This window comes from Ectopseudomonas composti (genome assembly GCF_900115475.1).
GTDB lineage: Bacteria > Pseudomonadota > Gammaproteobacteria > Pseudomonadales > Pseudomonadaceae > Aquipseudomonas > Aquipseudomonas composti.
In genome coordinates, this window is record NZ_FOWP01000005.1 from 256,404 (window position 1) to 277,086 (window position 20,683).

Annotated in this window: 16 protein-coding genes; 15 read left to right on the forward strand and 1 reads right to left on the reverse strand. The window is 62.9% G+C overall.

The annotated features are described in order from the left end of the window. Positions 1-5 precede the first annotated feature (5 nt). From tssH to BM059_RS11730, 15 genes are all read left to right on the forward strand, one after another. Positions 6-2,606: a type VI secretion system ATPase TssH gene (gene tssH, locus BM059_RS11660; protein WP_074938785.1), complete on the forward strand. Its 2,601-nt coding sequence runs from the start codon at positions 6-8 to the stop codon at positions 2,604-2,606. Positions 2,607-2,616: 10 nt separating this feature from the next. After that, on the forward strand, positions 2,617-4,146 hold the full coding sequence (locus BM059_RS11665) for a sigma-54-dependent Fis family transcriptional regulator (RefSeq protein WP_074938787.1): 1,530 nt from the start codon (positions 2,617-2,619) through the stop codon (positions 4,144-4,146). Between the two features lie 47 nt (positions 4,147-4,193). Next, on the forward strand, positions 4,194-4,328 hold the full coding sequence (locus BM059_RS11670; protein WP_017676356.1) for a hypothetical protein: 135 nt from the start codon (positions 4,194-4,196) through the stop codon (positions 4,326-4,328). Positions 4,329-4,348: 20 nt separating this feature from the next. After that, a complete protein-coding gene (gene tagH / locus BM059_RS11675) occupies positions 4,349-5,545 on the forward strand; it encodes a type VI secretion system-associated FHA domain protein TagH (protein WP_037002146.1) in 1,197 nt (398 codons plus the stop codon). A 5-nt stretch (positions 5,546-5,550) separates the two neighbouring features. Beyond that, complete coding sequence (gene tssJ / locus BM059_RS11680; protein WP_074938789.1) at positions 5,551-6,033, forward strand: type VI secretion system lipoprotein TssJ; 483 nt, start codon at positions 5,551-5,553, stop codon at positions 6,031-6,033. Further along, positions 6,030-7,361, forward strand: coding sequence for a type VI secretion system baseplate subunit TssK (gene tssK, locus BM059_RS11685; protein ID WP_037002148.1), 1,332 nt, complete (start codon positions 6,030-6,032; stop codon positions 7,359-7,361). The genes tssJ and tssK overlap by 4 nt, the downstream gene beginning before the upstream one ends. Positions 7,362-7,363: 2 nt before the next feature. Next, positions 7,364-8,245, forward strand: a complete 882-nt coding sequence (gene icmH, locus BM059_RS11690; RefSeq protein WP_074938791.1) for a type IVB secretion system protein IcmH/DotU — start codon at positions 7,364-7,366, stop codon at positions 8,243-8,245. Beyond that, a complete protein-coding gene (gene tssM / locus BM059_RS11695) occupies positions 8,242-11,781 on the forward strand; it encodes a type VI secretion system membrane subunit TssM (protein ID WP_074938793.1) in 3,540 nt (1,179 codons plus the stop codon). The genes icmH and tssM overlap by 4 nt, the downstream gene beginning before the upstream one ends. Beyond that, a complete protein-coding gene (locus tag BM059_RS11700) occupies positions 11,781-12,509 on the forward strand; it encodes a PP2C family protein-serine/threonine phosphatase (protein ID WP_074938796.1) in 729 nt (242 codons plus the stop codon). The genes tssM and BM059_RS11700 overlap by 1 nt, the downstream gene beginning before the upstream one ends. Further along, positions 12,506-13,480 carry a serine/threonine-protein kinase gene (locus tag BM059_RS11705; protein ID WP_074938798.1) on the forward strand — a complete coding sequence of 325 codons (975 nt, stop codon included), beginning with the start codon at positions 12,506-12,508 and terminating at the stop codon, positions 13,478-13,480. The genes BM059_RS11700 and BM059_RS11705 overlap by 4 nt, the downstream gene beginning before the upstream one ends. A gap of 39 nt (positions 13,481-13,519) precedes the next feature. Beyond that, entirely contained in the window at positions 13,520-15,655 is a 2,136-nt protein-coding gene (tssI, locus tag BM059_RS11710) for a type VI secretion system Vgr family protein (RefSeq protein ID WP_074938799.1), read from the forward strand. 15 nt (positions 15,656-15,670) lie between these two features. After that, entirely contained in the window at positions 15,671-16,489 is an 819-nt protein-coding gene (locus BM059_RS11715; protein WP_074938801.1) for a toxin Tle1 chaperone Tla1, read from the forward strand. Beyond that, positions 16,486-17,001, forward strand: a complete 516-nt coding sequence (locus BM059_RS11720; RefSeq protein WP_074938803.1) for a Tli1a family immunity protein — start codon at positions 16,486-16,488, stop codon at positions 16,999-17,001. The genes BM059_RS11715 and BM059_RS11720 overlap by 4 nt, the downstream gene beginning before the upstream one ends. 80 nt (positions 17,002-17,081) lie before the next feature. Next, positions 17,082-17,546, forward strand: coding sequence for a Tli1a family immunity protein (locus BM059_RS11725; protein WP_244154407.1), 465 nt, complete (start codon positions 17,082-17,084; stop codon positions 17,544-17,546). Continuing rightward, a complete protein-coding gene (locus BM059_RS11730; protein WP_074938806.1) occupies positions 17,531-20,146 on the forward strand; it encodes a T6SS phospholipase effector Tle1-like catalytic domain-containing protein in 2,616 nt (871 codons plus the stop codon). The genes BM059_RS11725 and BM059_RS11730 overlap by 16 nt, the downstream gene beginning before the upstream one ends. Positions 20,147-20,191: 45 nt before the next feature. Here the strand turns inward: BM059_RS11730 and BM059_RS11735 are convergent, their stop codons facing one another. Beyond that, positions 20,192-20,659 carry an FAD/FMN-containing dehydrogenase gene (locus tag BM059_RS11735; RefSeq protein WP_074938808.1) on the reverse strand — a complete coding sequence of 156 codons (468 nt, stop codon included), beginning with the start codon at positions 20,657-20,659 and terminating at the stop codon, positions 20,192-20,194. Positions 20,660-20,683 lie beyond the last annotated feature (24 nt).

Here is a 20,683-nt window from a genome sequence, read left to right on the forward strand (position 1 = left end):
ATGAAATGATCAACGTAGACCTGCAACAACTGGTTCAAGCCCTGGATGCCGCGAGCAAGCGCGACCTGGAAATGGCCGCCGAGCGCTGCGTGGTACGCGGCGGCAACAAGATCCTCGTCGAAGACCTGCTGCTGGGTCTGCTGGAACGCCCGGAAAGCCTGCTGGCGCGTGCCCTGCAGGATGCCGAGATCGATGCCGGCGAGCTGGCCCAGGCGCTGCAGCCACGTGGCGAGCACAGCGAGTCGCGCAACCCGGTGTTCTCTGCCGAACTGGTGCAGTGGCTGCAGGACGCGCTGCTGGTGGCCAACCTGGAACTGGGCGCCAGCCAGATCGACCAGGCCGCGCTGATCCTCGCCCTGCTGCGCAACCCCATGCGCTATGCCGGCAGCCGCTATCAGGCGCTGCTGGGCAAGCTCAACGCCGAGCGCCTGCGCGACTTTGCCCTCAGCCAGCAGCCGCAGACTGCGGGCGGCAAGCCGGCGGCCGGTGTCGAATCCAACCTGGCGCGCTTCACCCACAACTTCACCCAGCAGGCCCGCGACGGCAAGCTCGACCCGGTGTTGTGCCGCGACGGCGCGATCCGTCAGATGGTCGATATCCTCGCCCGCCGCCGCAAGAACAACCCCATCGTGGTCGGCGAGGCCGGCGTCGGCAAGACCGCCATCGTCGAGGGCCTGGCCCTGCGCATCGCCACCGGCGAGGTGCCGCAGGTGCTCAAGGGCGTCGAGCTGCTGTGCCTGGACCTCGGCCTGCTGCAGGCCGGCGCCAGCGTCAAGGGTGAGTTCGAGCGCCGCCTGCAAGGGGTGATCGACGAGGTCAAGGCCTCGCCCAAGCCGATCATCCTGTTCATCGACGAAGCCCACACCCTGATCGGTGCCGGTGGCCAGGCCGGCAGTGGTGATGCGGCCAACCTGCTCAAGCCGGCGCTGGCCCGTGGCGAGCTACGCACCATCGCCGCCACCACCTGGAGCGAATACAAGAAGTACTTCGAGAAGGACCCGGCCCTGGCCCGCCGCTTCCAGCCGGTGCAACTGCATGAGCCCACCGTCGATGAAGCGGTGACCATCCTGCGCGGCCTGGCGCCGGTGTACGAGAAGAGTCATGGCATCTACCTGCGTGATGACGCGGTGGTCGCCGCCGCCGAACTGTCGGCACGTTACCTTGCAGGTCGGCAACTGCCGGACAAGGCGGTGGACGTGCTCGACACTGCCTGCGCCCGCGTACGCATCAGCTTGGCTGCTGCGCCCGAAGCGCTGGAGCGCCTGCGCGGCGAGATCGCCGAGGGCGAGCGCCAGGGTGAAGCCATGCGTCGCGACCTGGACGCCGGCTTGAATATCGACCACGAAGCCCTGGATGCGCTGGAAAGCCGCCTGGTGGCCGCCCGCGCCGAACTGGAGCAGGTGGAGACCCGCTGGGCCGTACAGCGCGAGCTGGCCGAACGCCTGCTGGAGCAGCGCAAGCAATGCGCCGCGGCGCGTCTGGGTCACGACGAGGACGCCAGCGACGAACCACGCCCTAGTCTGGAGGAGCTGGACGCCGAACTGCGCACCATTCAGGCCGAGCTGGCTGCCGCCCAGGCCAGCGAGCGCCTGGTCAGCTTCGAGGTCTGCCCGCGCCTGGTGGCCGAGGTGATCAGCCACTGGACCGGGGTACCGTTGAGCCAACTGGCGCGTGAGCACAACACCAAGGTCATCACTTTCGCCGACGACCTGCGCCAGCGCGTGCGTGGCCAGGAGCAGGCGATCCAGGCGCTGGACAAAGCCATGCGCGCCACCGCCGCTGGCCTCAACAAGCCCGATGCACCAGTTGGCGTGTTCCTTCTGGTCGGCCCCAGCGGCGTCGGCAAGACCGAGACCGCCCTGGCCCTGGCTGATCTGCTGTACGGCGGCGAGCGCTTCCTCACCGTGATCAACATGTCCGAATTTCAGGAGAAGCACACTGTCTCCCGCCTGATCGGCGCACCGCCCGGCTACGTCGGTTATGGCGAAGGCGGCATGCTCACCGAGGCGGTAAGGCAGAAGCCCTACTCGGTGATTCTGCTCGACGAGGTGGAGAAAGCCGACCCGGACGTGATGAACGTCTTCTACCAAATCTTCGACAAGGGCGTGGCCAACGACGGTGAAGGGCGCGAGATCAACTTCCGCAACACGCTGATCCTGATGACCAGCAACCTCGCCAGTGAGCGTATCGCCAGCCTCTGTACCGGCGGTGAGCGTCCGGCGACCGAAGACCTGGAACTGGCCATCCGCCCGCAACTGTCCCAGCATTTCAAACCGGCCCTGCTCGGCCGTATGCGCGTGGTGCCCTACTACCCGATGGACAACGACCTGCTGCGCCAGCTGGTCGGCCTCAAGTTGGCCCGCTTCGGCGAGCGCCTGGCGCGTCGCCAACTTGCTTTCAGTCACTGCGACGCCCTGGTCGAACACCTGGCCGAGCGCTGCACCCATGGTGACAGCGGTGCCCGTCTCATCGATCACCTGATCGATCAGCACCTGCAGCCACTGGTGGTCGACCGCCTGCTCGATGCCATGGCTGCCGGCGAGAGCCTGCAACGTGTACACGCCACGTTGGACGGCGATTCGGCTGTGACCTGCGAGTTCGCCTGAGGTGTCGCCGATGTTCGCCGAAGTCCCGCAACCGCTACGCTACGCCGAAGCGCTGCTCGGCCGTTACGCCGAACTGGCGAGCGCCGCCAGCAGTGAGCGCCTGCTCGCCAACCTGGTGCGTGCGGCTGCCGAGCTGGCCGACTGCGCGCTGGGCCAGTTGTACCTGCTGGATCACACCAATACCCGCCTGACCCTGTCCGCCGAGTGGCTCGACGGCCTGCTGCAACCGCGCGAGTCAGCCAGCCTACCCAGCGACTACGACGGCGAGCAATTGCTGCAGTACTGCCTGTGCCAGAACCAGTTGCTATGCATTGATGAACTCGACAGCGGTCTGCACAACATTGCCTGCCTGCCGGAAGGTGGTCGTGCCTGGCGTAGCCTGCTGTGTCTGCCGCTGCACGATGGAGCTGGCCATGCCCGCGGCCTGCTGCTGGTGGCCAGCCACGAGCGGCGCATCCTGCAAGGTTTTGCTGCCTCCTTCGCCCAGCTCGGTCGATTCACCCTGGCTCAGTTGCACCTGCTGCAGCGCCTGCGTGCACCGGTTGTCGACGGTGCCGCCAATGCTGTAACCGTCTCGTCTACTCCGGGCACGCCATGCGCCAGCGGCTACGGATTGCTCGGCCAAAGCCAGGCCATGCGCCGCGTCTACCAGCTGATTGGCAAGGTGCTACACAGCCCGGTCAGTGTGCTGCTCACTGGCGAGACCGGTACTGGCAAGGAACTGGTTGCCCGCGCCATCCACGATTGTGGTGCGCGGCGCAGCAAGGCGTTCATCGTGCAGAACTGTGCAGCGCTGCCGGAGAGTCTGCTGGAAAGTGAGCTGTTCGGTTATCGCAAGGGCGCCTTTACCGGCGCCGACCGTGACAAACCGGGTCTGTTCGATGCAGCTGACGGTGGCACGCTGTTTCTCGACGAGATCGGTGATATGCCGCTGACGCTGCAAGCCAAGCTGCTGCGCGTGCTGCAGGAAGGTGAAGTGCGACCGCTGGGCAGTAGCGAGACACACACGGTCGACGTGCGCATCGTCGCCGCCACCCACCAGGAACTGCGCAAGCGCGTGGAGGAAGGACGGTTCCGCGAAGACCTGTTCTACCGCCTATCGCATTTCCCCATCGAGTTGCCAGCGCTGCGCGAACGTGACGAAGACATCCTGTTGCTCGCGCGCCACTTCGCCAGCACCGCCAGTGGTCTGCTGCAGCGTGATGCCTGCCGCTGGAACGATGCCACCCTGGAGCATCTGGCTGGCTACGCCTTCCCCGGCAACGTGCGTGAACTCAAGGGCCTGGTCGAGCGTGCAGTACTGCTCTGCGAAGGCGGTGAGTTGCTGCCCGAGCACTTCAATCTGGAGCAGACCCAGAGCGAAGGCAGCGAACCGCTGAGCCTACGCGAGCGTATGGACCGCCTCGAACGCAATCTGCTGCTCGACTGCCTGCGCAAGAACCGCGGCAACCAGACCAACGCCGCCAACGAGCTGGGCTTGCCCCGGCGCACCCTGCTGTACCGCATGCAACGGCTGAAGATCAGCCCAAGCGAGGTCTGAGCATGCCCACTCATCTTTCATCCACTTCCACCTAAGGAGCGTACTCCATGCTGCATCGCTACCGGACCGCCGCCTTGCTCGCCCTGGCTATTGCCCTGGCCGGCTGCACAGGCAACTACAAGTTCAGCGACGACCAATACCGCCCGCTGGGCGACCCGCAAGCCGAGAAACGCGGCCACTGACCGCAAGGAGTAGGTTCACCATGGAACTGGTATTCGATGTGGTCAGCGCGCAGCAATTCGTGCCAGGTCTGTTGACCACCAAAACCTTCAAGCAGGCCGGCGGCGTGATCGGCCGGGCCGAGGAATGCGACTGGGTGATCCCCGATCGCAAGCGTGTGCTCTCCAGTCGGCATGCAGAAGTGAGCTATCGCGATGGCGCTTTCTTCCTGACCGACACCAGCAGCAATGGCATTCAGCTCAAGGACAGCGGCGCCAGCCTGGCCAAGGGCAGCCCGCAGCGTATCGAACACGGCAGCGTGTACTGCCTGGGCGATTTCGAAATCCGTGCGCGGCTGGTGCGTGACCCTGCCATGTTCGAGGGCGATATCGGTTTGCCGCAGGCCGCCGGCAGCATCATCCCTGATGACGCCTTCCTCGATCTTGACCCGCTTACCGCGCTGGATCAGCAGGAGCGTGTGTACGCCGAGGTGGATGACCTCACCGCTGTGCTGCGCCCCAGCACCGCCCAGGCGCAGCAGCGCGACTATGCGCAGATCGACGAGGAAAACCTGCTGGTGCCCGAACTGGTGATGCCGACGCCCGCACCGCAGCCCAAGCCGGCACCCGAGCCCGAGCGCCTGCCGCCGACCTTCTGGGAGAAGTTCTCCGACGCCCTCGGCGTACGCCTCGATGACCTCGATGAAGAAGCGCGTCAGGCCCTGACGCTGAACGCGGCCAAGCTGCTCAAGCAGAGCGTTGGTAGCCTGCAGCAGGCTCTGCGTACCCGCAGCGAGCTGAAGAACGAACTGCGTCTGGCCCTGACCACGGTGCAAAGCGCTGGTAACAATCCGCTCAAGCATGGGCTGGATACCAGCGAGACGCTGACAGCGCTGCTGCGCGGCGGTAAACCCGGCCAACTGCCGGCCGAGCAGGCCATCAATCGCAGCTTCCGCGACCTGCAAGCGCACCAGGTGGCGCTACTCGCTGCCAGCCGCGCAGCGGTTCAGGGCATCTTCGAGCAGTTTTCTCCCGAGCAGTTGACGATGCGTTTCGAGCGCAATGGTCGCAAGCCGTTGCTACCGACCGATGGTGGCCGTTGGCGCGCCTATCGCCGCCTGCATGCCTCGCTGGAACAGAACGACGACTGGAGCGATCGCCTGTTCGCGCGTGATTTTGCCAGTGCCTACGAAGAGCAGGTTCGCCTGATCGCCACTCTCAATACCGACCTTCAAGGATGAACGCCATGCCTCGCCTGCTTTCCCTGGCCTTTTGTACCGCGCTGCTGACCCTGTCTGGTTGTGCCGCGATGTCGCCCTACTCGACCATGACCAAGCTGGACTTGAGCCTGGCCGGCAGCGACCAGCTCAACCCCGACCTTAATGGGCGCCCATCGCCCATCGTCATCCGTCTGATGGAGCTCAAGCATCCGGTGGCTTTCGAGAACGCTGATTTTTTCTCGCTCTACCAGCGTCCCAAGGAGGCCCTGTCGCCAGACCTCGTGGCCTTCGAGGAGCTGGAATTGCGCCCAGGCGAAACCCGTGAACTGAAACTCTCGGTGCAGGAAGGCAGCCGTTACGTTGGCGTGCTCGCCGCCTACCGCGACCTGCCGGAGGCCAGCTGGCGCTATGTCATCCCGGTCGAGGCGGTGCAGCGCAACCAGGCGCGTCTGAGCCTGAACGAGCGCGGCATTCGCAACCTCGATGACACGCAGGAGCAGGGTCAATGAGTCAGCACAAAGTCATCTGGCAGGAAGGTATGCTGCTGCGTCCGCAGCACTTCCAGCAGAACGATCGCTACTTCGACCAGCAGCTCAAGGTGCGCACGCAGAAGCTGGACAGCTACGCTTGGGGCTTCTTCGAGCTGGAGATTGACCGCCAGTTTCTCAACATGGGCAAGCTGGTGGTGAGCAAGGCCAGTGGTGTATTGCCCGACGGCAGCCTGTTCGACCTTGGCGCCGAGCGCGAGCCGCTGGGCCTGGACGTGCCGCCGAACACCGGCAATACCCCGGTCTACCTGGCTCTGCCGCTGGTTACCGGCAACCACATCGAGAGCCGCCGCCCGGAGCAGCGTGACGTGCTGGCGCGCTACGTCGCCTTCGATGAGGAAGTCGCCGACTGCAACGCCGGCGACAGCAGCGTCAGCCAGGTCAGCACTGGTCGCCCGGACTTCCGCCTGCTACTCGGCGAGCAGCAGAGCGATCAGGCCTACGTGAAACTCAAGCTGTGCGACGTGCTCGACACCACGCCGGACGGGGTGATCAGCCTCGACCCGGAATTCAGCCCGACCTACGTCAACTTCCAGGCCTCCGGCTACCTGCTGTCCTGCCTCAAGGAAGTGATCAGCATGCTTGCCCACCGTGGCGACATCCTTGCCGAGCGCATTCGCGCCACCGGCAAGGTGGGCGGTGCCGAGGTCGGCGACTTCATGATGCTGCAGTTGATCAACCGCTACGAGCCGATCCTGCGCCACCACCTGGGCGTCGAGCAGGTGCATCCGGAGCAGATTTACCGTGAGCTGGTCGGTCTGCTCGGTGAGCTGGCGACCTTCTCCAGCGAGACCAAGCGCCCGCGTCTGGAAGGCCGCTACTTGCACAGCGACCAGGGTATGAGCTTCCGCAAGTTGATGGACGCCATCCGCCAGGTGCTGTCGATGGTGCTCGAACAGCACGCTATCGAGATGCTCCTGCAGCAGCGCCAGTACGGCATCCAGGTGTCGCCATTGCATGACCACAAGCTGCTCGGCACCTCCAGCTTCGTACTCGCCGCCAGCGCCCAATGTGATTCCGAGGAGCTGCGCCAACGCTTGCCCGCGCACCTCAAGGTCGGCCCGGTGGAGCGTATTCGCCAACTGGTCAACCTGCACTTGCCGGGGATCAAGGTCAAACCGCTGCCGGTGGCACCGCGGCAGATCCCCTTCCATTCGGGCAAGACCTACTTCGCCTTGGAGCTCAGCTCCGAGGAACTGGCGCAGCTGGAACGCTCCGGCGGCTTCGCCTTCCACGTGTCCGGCGAGTTCACCGGGCTTGAGCTGAAATTCTGGGCGATCAGGAACTGACCATGACAACCAAGGAAATGGAATACGGCCAGGATGACAAGACCGTCATCCTCAACCGCAAAGGTGAATCGCGCGCAGAAAGCCCGTTGACCGACTTCAGTGCGCCGCCGAAATTCGAGCAGCTGGAAGAGCGCATGATCTTCGCCGCGCGCTTGCGCCCGGCGGAGAGTTTCAACATCAGCCTCAACCCGCTGGTGGCGGCTGCGTCCGAGCTGCTCTCGGAAGTGGTGCGCCTCAAGCACAGCTTCGAAAGTGAGGACATGGATGCACTCAACCAGCGGCTGACCCGCGAGATCAAGCTGTTCGAGCACCGTGCTCTGCACGATGGCGCTGAGAGTAGCCAGGTGATGGCCGCGCGCTACGTGCTGTGCACGGTGGTCGACGAGGCCGTGGTGACCACACCATGGGGCAACGAGAGCCAGTGGTCGCAGATGAGCCTGCTTTCGTCATTCCACAACGAGACCTTCGGCGGCGAAAAGTTCTTCCAACTGCTCGAGCGCCTGTCGCGCAACCCGGTCAAGCACCTGCCGATGCTGGAGCTGATGTACCTGTGTCTGTCGCTTGGCTTCGAAGGCAAGTACCGCGTGCTGCAGCGCGGCATGCTCGAACTGGAAGCGGTGCGTGACAGCCTCTACCGGCAGATTCGCCAACTGCGTGGCGACGTGCCGCGCGAGGTTTCGCCACATTGGCAGGGTCTCAAGGATACCCGTCGGCGTCTGGTGCGCATCGTGCCGTGGTGGCTGGTGGCGCTATTCACCCTAATGTGCCTGGTGATGATGTACGGCGGTTTCGCCTGGGTGCTCGGTGAGCAGCGCGACACCGTTCTCAAGCCGTATCAGCAACTCGACCCGGCCTCGGGTGTCAACATGGATGACGTGAAATGAAGAGCTTTTTCGCCAAACTTGGCGCCTTTTTCCGCAAGACCTGGGTCTGGAGCCTGCTGCTGGTTCTGGTCCTCGCGCTGCTGGTGTGGTTCGTCGGCCCGTTGCTGGCGGTCAGTGACTACAAGTTCTGGGAGTCGGCTACCAGCCGCCTGCTGACCATCAGCCTAATCTTCCTGCTCTGGGGCCTGGGCATGGTGTTCGCCAGCTGGCGCGCCACTGCGCGCAAGAAAGCCGAAGAGAGCGATGCCGATGCGCAGGAGCGCCTGCGCCGTGACGAGCAGATCAGCGAGGAGCAGAACGAACTGCGCCATCGCTTCAAGGACGCCCTGCGCACGCTCAAGCGTTCCACGCTGTACCGTGGTCGCAGCGAGAAATGGCGCAACGACCTGCCCTGGTACCTGCTGCTCGGTCCACAGGGCAGCGGCAAGACCAGCTTGCTGGATTTCTCCGGCCTGGATTTCCCGCTTAACCGTGGCGGTAGCCAGCGCCTGACCAAGGACGTTTCCGGTACCCGTTACGCCGACTGGTACTTCGCCGACCACGCGGTGCTGATCGACACTGCTGGCCGCTACCTGACCCAGCCTGACGCACAGGTTGATGGTCGCGCCTGGGGCACCCTGCTCGGCTTGCTGCGCCAGCGTCGTGCGCGGCCGCTCAACGGTGTACTGGTGAGCATCCCGGTGGAGCAACTGCAGGGTGGCAGCGAAATGGAGCTGGAAACCCTGGCCCGCCAGACCCGCCAGCGCCTGCATGAAATCCATCAGCGCCTGGGCGCCGACGTGCCGGTCTACCTGGTGCTTAGCAAGGCCGACAAGGTGCTGGGTTTCGACGAATTCTTCGACCAGCTGTCGCGTGAGGAAAGTGAGCAGGTGCTCGGCGCCAGCTTCCGCAAGGAGCAGAACGCCAGCGATGTGGGCGTGGTACGCCAGGAGTTCGAGGAACTGCTACGTCGCCTCAACAGCCAGGTGATCCTGCGCATGCACCAGGAGCGCGACACCCAGCGCCGTGGTCGCATCCTCGACTTCCCACACCAGCTCGGGCAGATCGGCGAGCGCCTGTGCCTGTTCATCGAGCTGGCCTTCGCCGGCAACCGCTACCAGCGCGCCAGCAAATTGCGCGGTTTCTACCTGACCAGTGCACCGCAGCTCAACGAACAACTCGACCCGCTGACGGCTGGCATCGGCCGCAACCTCGGCTTGGCCGACAGCGCCCTGCCGACCTTCCGCAGTGGTCGTGCGCGCTTCATCAACCATCTGCTCAGCCGGGTAATCTTCCCCGAGGCCGAATTGGCCGGCCTGGATCAGAAGGAAGTGCGCCGCATCGACTGGGGCCAGCGCGCCATGTACGCCACCGCCTTTACCGTATTGGCGCTGTTCGGCGTGCTCTGGGCCACGGGCTTTTCGGCCAACCACGGGCGATTGGAAGAGCTGCGCGAGATCGCCCAGAAGCTTACCCGTGAGCATGGTTCGATCAATGCGCAGGACGATGCCCTGCAAACCCTCAAGGCGCTGGACAGCAGCTACGCAGCGACCCTGGTGTTCCCGCCCAAGGGCGAGGTGTCCTACCTGCAACGTACCGGCCTGTTCCAGGGCGAGGCGGTCAATCCGCCGGTGTATTCGACCTACCGCGCCGAGCTTGAAAACCTGCTGCTGCCGCGCGTGGCGCGTCAGCTGGAAGCGCAGATCCGCGCCAACCTAAGCGACCGTGAGCGCCTGCTTGGCAGTCTGCGGGCCTATCTGATGCTCAACCTGGAAGAACGTCGCGATGCCGACTTCCTCAAGGAATGGGTAGCTGCCGACTGGTCGCTACGCTACGCCGGTAACAGCCCGGCGCAGCATGGTCTCAATACCCATTTTGCCCGTCTACTCGACGAGTCGTTCGCGCCCTATGCGCTCAACACGCAGCTGGTCGCCCAGGCGCGTCAGGTGCTGCGCAGCGAGTCGCTGGCCAACGTGGTGTATCGCATGTTGCGCGAACAGGCACGCAGCCTGCCAGAGTATCGCCTGAGCCAGAAGCTTGGCCCGCAGGCCGGCCTGATTGTCGGCAGCGACTACGCCATTCCTGGCTTCTACACCCAGAATGGCTACAGCAAAACCTTCACCGCTCAGGGCGGCAACCTGGTGCGCGAGATTCTGCGTGACAACTGGGTGCTGGGCGAAGGTGAGACCCTCAGCGCGGGCGATCTGGGTCGCTTGATGGTGGAGCTGGAGCAACTTTACTTCCGTGATTACGGTAACTACTGGGGCGAAGCCATCGCCCAGCTTGGACTGGAGCCAATTGGCAGTACCGGCCGTGGCGCTGCCCTGCTCAACGGCTTGACCGCGGCCAACTCGCCGTTGCTGCAACTGCTGGTGGAAGTGCGTGACAACACCCGCTTCAAGGGGCTGGCCGAAGCGGCTGATGACGCGGGTGCTGCCGCTGAGGCGCTGGAAGGCACCAAGGGCAAGTTAGGCAAGGCCGCCAAGCTGGCCAGCGCTGCTGCCGAGCAAGCGCAGCAGGCGCTGGCCAAAAATACCCCGGACACTGCGCGCAAGACCTTGGAGCGCCGTTTCGAAAGCCTGCACAAGCTGCTCGATGAAAATGGCGGTGCTGGCGTCGATCTGGCGGCTAGCATGCAGGCTCTGGACGAACTGCAACGCCAGCTGGCCAGCCTGGCTAATGCCGGCGCGAGTGATCAGGCCGCGTTCGAAATGGCCAAGGCGCGCATGGGCGGCAAGCGTGATGCGATCAACCAGGTACGCACTGCCGCAGCGCGCTTGCCGCAGCCCATTGGGAACTGGCTGGCTCTGCTGGCCGAGGACAGCTGGAGCTTGGTACTTAACGACGCCTACCAGTTCCTCAATCAGCGCTACCAGAGCGAGCTGTACGCCGCTTACGACAACTCGCTGAAGCAGCGTTACCCCTTCACCGCCCACAGCGAGAGCGACGTGGCGGTGGCCGACTTCCGCGAGTTCTTCAAGGCACAGGGCATCGCCGAGCGCTTCTTCGACAGCTATCTGCGTCCCTTCGTCAGCGGCAGCGCTGACGAGTACCGCCTGCGTCGCGTCGATGGTCGTGGCCTGCCGCTGTCGCGCGAATTCCTCTTGCAGATGAGTCGCGCCCAGGTAATTCGTCGCAGTTTCTTCGCCGAGAACCCGGCCGAGCCGCAGGTGCTGTTCAAACTCGAACCCTACTCGCTGGACTCCAGCTTGAGCCGCGCCGACTTCCGCTTCGGCAACCAGCAGATGGAGTACCGCCACGGTCCGATCGTCGCCACCGCCTTCCGCTGGCCGGCAGCGAGCGAAGAGGATCGCACCAGCCTGGTGGTCGAGGAGCTGGGTGGCCGGCGTGTCGGCATCGAGAAGAACACCGGCCCCTGGTCGCTGTTCCGCCTGCTCGACCTGATGGACGTGGACTACCACAGCGGTCGTGACGTGCTGATCCTCAAGGCCAACCTCGGTGGTCTGCACGCCAACTACCTGCTGCACAGCCAGCGCTCGCCGAACCCGTTCGACATTGGCCTGCTGCGCAGCTTCAAGCTGCCGGCGACGCTCTGATGACGACAGTCGCCAACGCCTGGCACAGCGCAGCGCGCACCGATACCGGCAAGGTGCGCGCACGCAACGAGGATGCCTTCCTGGCGTTGCCCGAGCAGGGGCTGTGGGTGGTCGCCGATGGTATGGGCGGGCACCAGAACGGTGCCCTGGCCAGTCGCCTGATCGTCGAGCATCTGGCTGAGTTGCCGGAGGGCAGCCTGGAGCAGCGCCTCGCGGAGTTGCGTCAGTGTCTGCACCGCTTGAACCATCGCCTTGGTCAGGAGCTGACGATCACCGCCGAGCGCACCGATACGGTGATCGGCAGCACCGTGGTTGCCTTGTTGCTGGAGGACAATCGCGCGGCCTGTGTCTGGGCCGGCGACAGCCGCTGTTACCTGTGGCGTGGTTCGCGGCTGTACCAGCTCAGCCGTGATCATTCGCTGGTGCAGCAACTGATCGACGAGCAGGGCCTGGCACCGCAGGAGGCCGCGCGCCATCCGGCGGCGCATGCCCTGACCCGCGCCATCGGTGCCAGCGAGACCCTGCAACTGGACATCCTCGAACTCGACGTGCTGCCCGGCGATGTCTTCCTGCTGTGCAGCGATGGGCTCTACCAGGGCGTCCCGGCCGACGAGCTGGGCGCCTGCCTCAATCTGCCCTCGCCGCACCTGGCCGTGGAGCGCCTGTTCCAGCGCGTGCTCGACGGCCCGGCCCGTGACAACCTCAGCGCCGTGGTAATCCGCCGATGACCGAAACCGCCGAAGCCTGTGACCTCACCTACTTCGCCCTGGCCGCCACCGCGGCCAAGGAGCCGGTACGCGAAACCCCGCGCCAGGCGCCGGGCGAGCTGCCGGATGTGCTCGGCGGGCGCTACAAGATCGAGCGCCTGCTCGGTGTCGGCGGCATGGGCGCGGTGTATCGTGCGCGTGACTTGCTGCGCGAACAGTTCGGTGATCCCGAGCCCTATGTCGCGCTGAAGACCCTCAGCGACGACTTCGCCGAGTACCCGGACGCCAACGCCTTGCTCTACAGCGAGTTCGCCCTTACCTCGCGGCTCAACCATCGACATGTGGTGCGCCTGTTCGGCTTCGAGGTCGACACTGCTTGTGAGCGCGCCTTCATTACCCTGGAGTTGATGCGCGGCCTGACCCTGGATCAGTTGTTGTGTGAACGCCCGGAAGGGCTGAGCTGGGAGGAGTTGCGCGCCATCGCCATCCCCTTGCTCGATGCCCTCGCCTATTCCCACGAACTGGGCGTGCTGCACGGTGACCTTAAGCCCAGCAATGTGATGTTGGCCGACGACGGCCTGCGCCTGTTCGACTATGGTCTGGGCCAGCCCGTGGAGGGTCTGCTGCCGGGCCTGCCGCGCCTGTGTCGCAACCGTATCGCCGCCTGGACGCCGCGTTATGCCGCACTGGAGCTGCTTGAAGGCGCTGCGCTGTCGGCCGCCGCCGATGTCTATGCGGTGGCCTGTGTGCTAGTCGAACTGGCCAGTGGGCAACACCCGTTCCGTCGCCTCAGCGCCAAGCAGGCCAGGAGCATGGAGCTAGACAAGCAATTGCAACGCCCGGCGCAGGTACCGCTGCACTGCTGGCAGGCTCTGCGTACGGCGCTGGCCTTCGAAGAAAGTCAGCGGCAGATCGATTGCAGCGAGCTGCTCGACGCGTTTCGCCGGCCACCAGCTTCGCGCCTGCAACGCTGGCTGGGCAAGAAGGCATAAACAGGCTGTTGAAAAGGACTTACTCGAAAGGATACGCATATGTTCAACCCGGCCAACGAAACCCATTTCAGCCTGAGCATCGAGGGCGTCGAGCATGACCTGCAGGTGCTCGAGTTCAACGGCCGCGAGGCCATCAGCCAGCCCTATCGCTTCGACGTCGAGCTGATCAGCGAGCGTCCGGATCTCGATCTGACGAGCCTGCTGCACCAGCGTGCGTTCCTCGCTTTCAGCCCCAATGGCGACGGTATCCATGGGCTGATCCATCGCGTCGAACAGGGCGAATCCGGCAAGCGGCTGACCCGCTACCGCCTGGCCATCGTGCCGCAACTGTCGTACCTGGCGCACCGCACCAGCCAGCGCATCTTCCAGCATCTCACCGTGCCGCAGATCGTCGCCCAGGTGCTCGAAGAGCACGGCATCGTCGAAGGCGGTTACCAGTTCCAGCTCGGCCCCACCGTCTACCCCGAGCGTGACTACTGCGTGCAGTACGACGAGAGCGATCTGCACTTCATCCAGCGCCTGTGCGAAGAGGAAGGTATCCACTACCACTTCCAGCACAGCGAAAGCGGCCACGTATTGATGTTCGGCGACGACCAGACCGCCTTCGCCAAGCTCGGCCAACCTACGCCCTATATCCAGGACAGCGGCATGACCGCCGATGACCCGGTGATCAAACGCCTGGCCTTGCGTCTGGAAACCCGCACCCGCCGCACCACCCGCCGCGACTACGACTTTGAGCAGCCGCGTCTGCTGCTGGAAGCGGCTTACAAGGGCGAACAAGCCGGTGAGAACGACGGCCTGCCTGATCTGGAAGACTACGATTATCCCGGTCGCTACACCGACCGCACACGCGGCAAGCACTTGGCCAAACGTGCCTTGGAGCGCCACCGCGCCGACTATCGCCAGCTCGACGGTCAAAGTGACCAGCCGCGCCTGGTCAGCGGCCACCTGTTGGAAATCTCCGAACATCCGCGCAGTGACTGGAACGACCTTTGGCTGCTCACCGAAGTGCTGCACGAAGGCAAGCAACCGCAGGTGCTGGAAGAGTCGGTCACCAGTGACTCGGTGCTGGGCAAGGGCCTATCCGCTCTGCTACATGGCGTCACCGGCAAGGATGACTCCGGTGCAGACGATGATTTCCGCCAGGGCTACCGTAACCGCTTCCTCGCGACCCCTTGGGACGTGCCGTACAGACCTTCCCTGTCCCACCCGAAGCCTCATGTTCTGGGCAGCCAGCGTGCTGTGGTCACTGGCCCCGCCGGCGAGGAAATTCACTGCGACCAATATGGCCGAGTGAAGGTGCAATTCTTCTGGGATCGCGAAGGTCAGGCCGACGAGAAAACCAGTTGCTGGCTACGCGTCAGCTCCAGCTGGGCTGGTGATCGCTACGGCGCCATCACCATCCCACGCATTGGCATGGAAGTGCTGGTCACTTTCCTCGAAGGCGACCCCGACCAACCGCTGGTCACCGGCTGCCTGTACCACGCCGAACATGTCGTGCCCTACGACCTGCCGGCGAACAAGACCCGCAGCGTATTCAAGACCCTCAGCAGCCCCGGCGGTGGCGGCTACAACGAACTACGCATCGAAGACCGCAAAGGTGCCGAACAGATCTACCTCCACGCCCAGCGCGACTGGGACGAAAACATCGAGCACGACCAGAAGATCCGCGTCGGCAACGAACGCCACGACACCGTGGAGAAGAACAGCTACACCGAACTGCTGGTCGAAGAACACCTGACCGTCACCGCCGACCGCAAAGTCGAAGTCAAACCGCAGGATCACCTGACGGTGGGCAACGATCAACACATCAAACTCGGCACCGCACAACTGACCAAGGCCGGCCGCGAGATCCACCTCAAGGCCGGACAGAAAATGGTCATCGAAGCCGGCATCGAACTGACCATCAAAGCTGGCGGCAGCTTCATCAAGCTCGACCCCGGCGGCATCACCATCAGCGGCCCGCTGGCAAGACTCAACGCCGGCGGCTCACCGGGGAAGGGCTCGGGCATCGGCATCAAACCGCCCGTGTTGCCAGGCGCAGCGGATAGCGATAAGGCGGGGAGTTTGTTGGAGCAGGCCGTCAGTAATTGTGTGGATAAGCCACAGCAAGCCGTTTGCGAAGAGTGTCTGCTCCGTGCGCAAAGCAAAGCCCAAGTGCTAGTTGCACGTTGATAGGCATCGAAGACTATGAAAACCTCAGCCCACACTTGGCTAACCCAGATTAACGAACAGGCAGAGCAAGCGCGCCTGCAGTATTTCGATCTGCTGGTCGATGCCAGCAACCTGTACTACCCGCTGCTTTCACGCCTCGATGAACTTGAGCAGTCCCCGGAAATTGCAATGCTTCTGGAAGGCACGCCAGAAGAGACCATCGCAGCCAAGGGCCCTTTGTTGATCCGTGTGGGCCTCGACCAACTCGAACAACAACCCTGGCTCGACGAATTGCTCGCCAGCAAGAATGTGCACCAGCATCTTCTGGCGTTGTTCAGCCCTTGGCCCTTTGCCCTGCTTGCCAGCCACTTACGCCACTGCACCCAGGTCGAGTGGAACGATGGCCGGAGCAGTGGCCTGCTGCGTTTCTATGACCCACGCATGCTGGTCCCCACCAGTGAAGCGCTGGATCCACACCAGATATGGTTCCACGCCCCGGTTATCACCTGGCACTGGCAGGATCGTGACCGGCAGCCTCGTAGCCTGCCAGGCAACCTCTTGGGCTCAGCGGAACTGCCGTCGCCGCTGCCGGTCTTGCGGCTGACGAAGGCGCAGATGTCCAGCCTGCTGGCCTGGAGCGCTGCCGAGGACTATCGGCGCAGTTGGGGTGTGCAGCCTCAGGACTATGGTATGGCCCAGCAAGAACCCTTGATGCGCCACCTGATGCACGGGCAGTTGGCGGCTAACCGCGAGGGGCTATATGACCTCGATCAGCGTGACGCCTTCATCCGTGCCTGGTTGGCCAAGAATTCTCCTGTTGCGCCGCCTGAAGAGACTGTTGAGGTGTGGGCATGACTCGCAGGGCCTTGGCCTGTCTTCTAGTGGTTCTATCGCTGAGTGGCTGTCTGGCTAAGGAGTCCGAGATGCTCGGTGCTCCTGTCGAGGGTTATAACCATACCTCTGCCGCTATCAATCGCTTTACCGTCAATGGTGCTGGCGGCCCAAATCTTGGCCCTTATAGCGGGGGCGGTGGGCAAGTGTGCTGTGGCTCGGTGCCGCGTTATTGGCGGCCTGGGCTCAGAGCTATTGTGGAGTGGGAGAAAGATCCCGACCCCAGGGCTTATGTGAATTGGCCGCCATTGGGTACCGACGCTTATAGAGAGGCTTATAAGAAACACGCAGCTAATTACACCCGCCACCGGGTAGTGGTGGAGATTGCCCCGTACGATAGCCCTGGCCCCCTAATTGTGCATTTTCTTCCGTGCGACACAGTAAGGGTGGCTGCGACTTCCATCGTTCCAGGCAATCCCGGCTACCCCTACAACTTTCCCCGCAAGATGGAGGATACGGAATGCCCCAAACCCTGAGCCCTCGGCTCTCCCGCAACCCGATAGGCCGATACCCATTCGCTGGTTTATCGCTAGTGCTATTGCTTGTCAGCGGGTGCATGGCCAAGGAGTCCGAAATGCTCGGTGCTCCTGTCGAGGGTTATAACCACACCTCTGCCGCTATCAATCGCTTTACCATCAATGGTGCTGGCGGCCCAAATCTGGGGCCTTATAGTGGGGGCGGTGGGCAGGTCTGTTGTGGCTCGGTGCCGCGTTATTGGCGGCCAGGGTTAAGAGCCATTGTGGAGTGGGAGAAAGACCCTGATCCTCGCCCAGCGATACCACTTAAACGCAATAAATATGGAACGCTTGACCCAGATGACTACAAGAGACATGCGGCGAATTACACCCACCACCGGGTAGCGGTGGAAATACCTCAATACAAGGAAGCTGGAACATTGAAAGTACACTTTCTGCCTTGCGATCAGGTGAGAGTTTCGGCGGACAATATTTTTTATGGGGTTTCCGGCTACCCCTATAACTTTCCCCGCAAGATGGAGGATACGGAATGTCCAAAACCTTGAAGCCACAGCCTGCCAGTGTGCTGGTTGCACGTCCTTTCGAGCGTACAGGCCTGCCAATCGACTCCTCAGAGGTCGCCACAAATATCCGCAGCCAGAATCGTGATGAGAAGAAGGCCTGGAGCAAGGCCGTCAACGCTGCGGCTACGCAAGGTGACGAAGTGCCCGAACCCTGCTGCAAGACTTTGCACATCAGCCTTTGCTTCGACGGTACCAATAATCACGAGCCTTCAGACTCCATTGCCGACCCGATATGCACGAGCAATGTGGCGCGCCTTTACCACGCAAGTCTCGAGAAAACAGAAAAAGGGTTTTTCCGATACTACAGTCCAGGGGTAGGCACTGTTTTCGAGGAGATCAAAGAATACCTGCCCAGCCAGGCCGGTCTGATCGGGGCTCGAGGTGGCGAAGATCGGATTAATTGGGGGCTTACTCGCTTAATCGCAGCGTTGAAGGAAACCCTCAAGGAGGCAGGCCAGGAGCCGCTTTCTCTTAGCCAGACACAGGCGCTGGTCGAAGCCATGGGCACCAACTGGGTAGCATCCGTGCTCAGTGGTGGGCTGCTGGAAAATGGCACCCGCAAGCGCAAGGCAGCGATACAGCCCTATGAGGACGAGCTGACCAGCTTGCTGGAGCAACGCAGCAGCGCAGGCGAGAAACCGGAAATCCTGGCCTTGCGCCTGTATGTGTATGGCTTTTCCCGTGGTGCAGCCCAGGCCCGAGCCTTTGCCAACTGGCTGATGGAGTTGACGCGCCGGCAAAACGGTGAGGCCAGCGAGTACCGCTTCGCCGGGCTGCCCATTTCCATCGAGTTCCTGGGGCTGTTCGATACTGTGGCCGCCGTGGGGCTGGCTGACAGCGCGCCTTTCGCCGCCGGTCATATGGATTGGGCCAGTGGCACCATGCGTTTGCCGGACGAAAGCCAGGTGCAAGCTTGCATGCCAACTGGGCTGCCTGAAGATTGCCACTTTCTCAAACGCTGCGTACATCTGGTGTCCGCCCATGAGCAGCGTGCCAGCTTTCCGTTGGACTCCATTCGTCGTCGAGAGAAAACCGCCGACGGAAAGAGTGATGAAACAAAGGCGTCCGCCTATCGCAAGGACTCCTGGGAATACGTCTATCCGGGTATGCACTCCGATGTGGGTGGTGGCTATCCGCCAGGCGATCAGGGCAAGGCCCGTGGTGGTCAGGGCGAGCTGCTGTCGCAGATCCCCCTGCACCATATGTATCGCTCGGCCTTTGCTGCTGGTGCGCCGCTGCAGGTTCCTGAATCAGTTTTGAGCGACTCGCAAAAGGGAGAGCCCTGGCGAGTCATGGAGCCGAGAACGGAAGTTGCTTTTTCTATCTCCGAAGTCCTAGTTACCCGCTTTAACGCCTGGCAGAAGCAGGCTAAGGCCAGGCCTCTCGAGGATGTGATCAAGCGAGAACAGGCGCTGATCACAGCCTGGCGTATCGATCGTTATGCTGGCGGCATCGACACGCAGGGCTTTTATAGCCATGTAAAAAATCAGGACATGAGCGATGAGCAGCAGGATGCTCTGAAACGCCTGCATGCCCATAAACTGGCGGAAAATGCTGCAGCGGCTCAGGGCAAGGAAGCGCCTGTGCTCAGCACGGGCAAGCAGCGACAACGCGAGGCGGATCTCGAGCTGGTCGGGGGAAGCGAGGCTTATGCGCGTATCAATACCAACAAGGCGTTCGAGCCAGCGCTGGATGACCGGCAATTGCGCCGTGCAGCCGCCGAGTTCAAGCGCGATTACGAGCGTAGCTGGGGTGTCGACGAAGACACCTTCAGTATCGGTGGCATCGTCGACATGCTGTTGGGTGGCACTGTCTACCTGATCAACGAAGAAGATGAGGCTCAGGAGTACGCCGAGCTTTACCTCAATGGATCTGATCGTCATCGCGAATTGTTCGTCACGCGTGGCGTTATCGCAAATGGGCAGCAGGCCCTGGTCGAACTCTTCGATGAACAGGTACACGATTCGCGCGCCTGGTTCACCAACTCCTCTCTGTTTGGCGAACGCGAGCCTTTTACCGACTACTTCCGCTACCGCCTGGTTCACTTCGACAATGAGTCGAACAAGAGCCTGTCGGTATTGGCGACTGCCGGTCGTGTGGTTGGTGTGGGTATCGCCTTGGCCAGCGTCGGGCTCTCGATCAAGAAGCGCAATCCGCGTTATTTGCTGGGCCTTTTCTTGCCCTCGCTGGCTACTCCCGTGCTGACGGGCAGGCCAGGCTTACCAGCTTTCCCGCAAATCAGCGCATTCGATCCGTTGACCGGCATCGCACTGCCGATGATGCAAGGCATGGAAGCTGTGCGAGCCTTTACTCAAAAGCCTGGTGACGTTGTGGCCATGCTCAACGCCATGCCTTTACCCGTACCGCTCACCGACCAAACCGCCACTACGCCAGAGCTGCAAGCCGTCTTCAAAGCCGCCGAAACGGCGAAGGCAGTCAAGGCTGCCAATGATTCTGGTGATATGAGCGGTCTACTGGGGCAAGCGATGGATATGGTGGACACGGGTGCCCCCAAACCTGCACTGCAATCTCCCGGTTGGCTGGATCAAGCCAAAGGTATGGCCAAGGATCTCACTGGCTAGGAGTAAAGGGCGGCAGCGCATTTCTGCGCTGCTGCCCCTTCCGGTTTACGGCTCTACCGCCTCCAGCGCACTCTTCAGCGCCCCCGCCTCCTTGAACACCTTCTGTTCCACCAACTTCCCATTCTCCAACTGCAGCCACAGCACCTCACCCTCGCCAGCCGGATAACGCGGGACGATGCGGGCGTCGCGGTCGAGGAGGATGCGGTAGCTGTAGTCGCGCATCTTCGGCAGGGCGAAGAGGGTGGCGATGATGCGGGGCATGCGGCTGACGTCGGCGAGGAAGATCGCCTGGCGCTGTTCCAGATAGCCCTTGGGCTTGCCTTCCAGAGCGGCGTTGACCAGTTTGGCGCCGTCCATGTCGCGGGCGACCAGCAGTACGCGGGTCTGTTTGCTGAGGGTGTAGGGCACGTCATGCTGGTCCAGCAGCGTCCATGGCGCCAGACGGTCGCCGGGCTCCAGGGCCAGTGCAGCAGTGGACAGCAGGCACAGCAACATCAGGGCAGCAGCTTTCATGCTGGAACTCCTAGCAGGGGATGG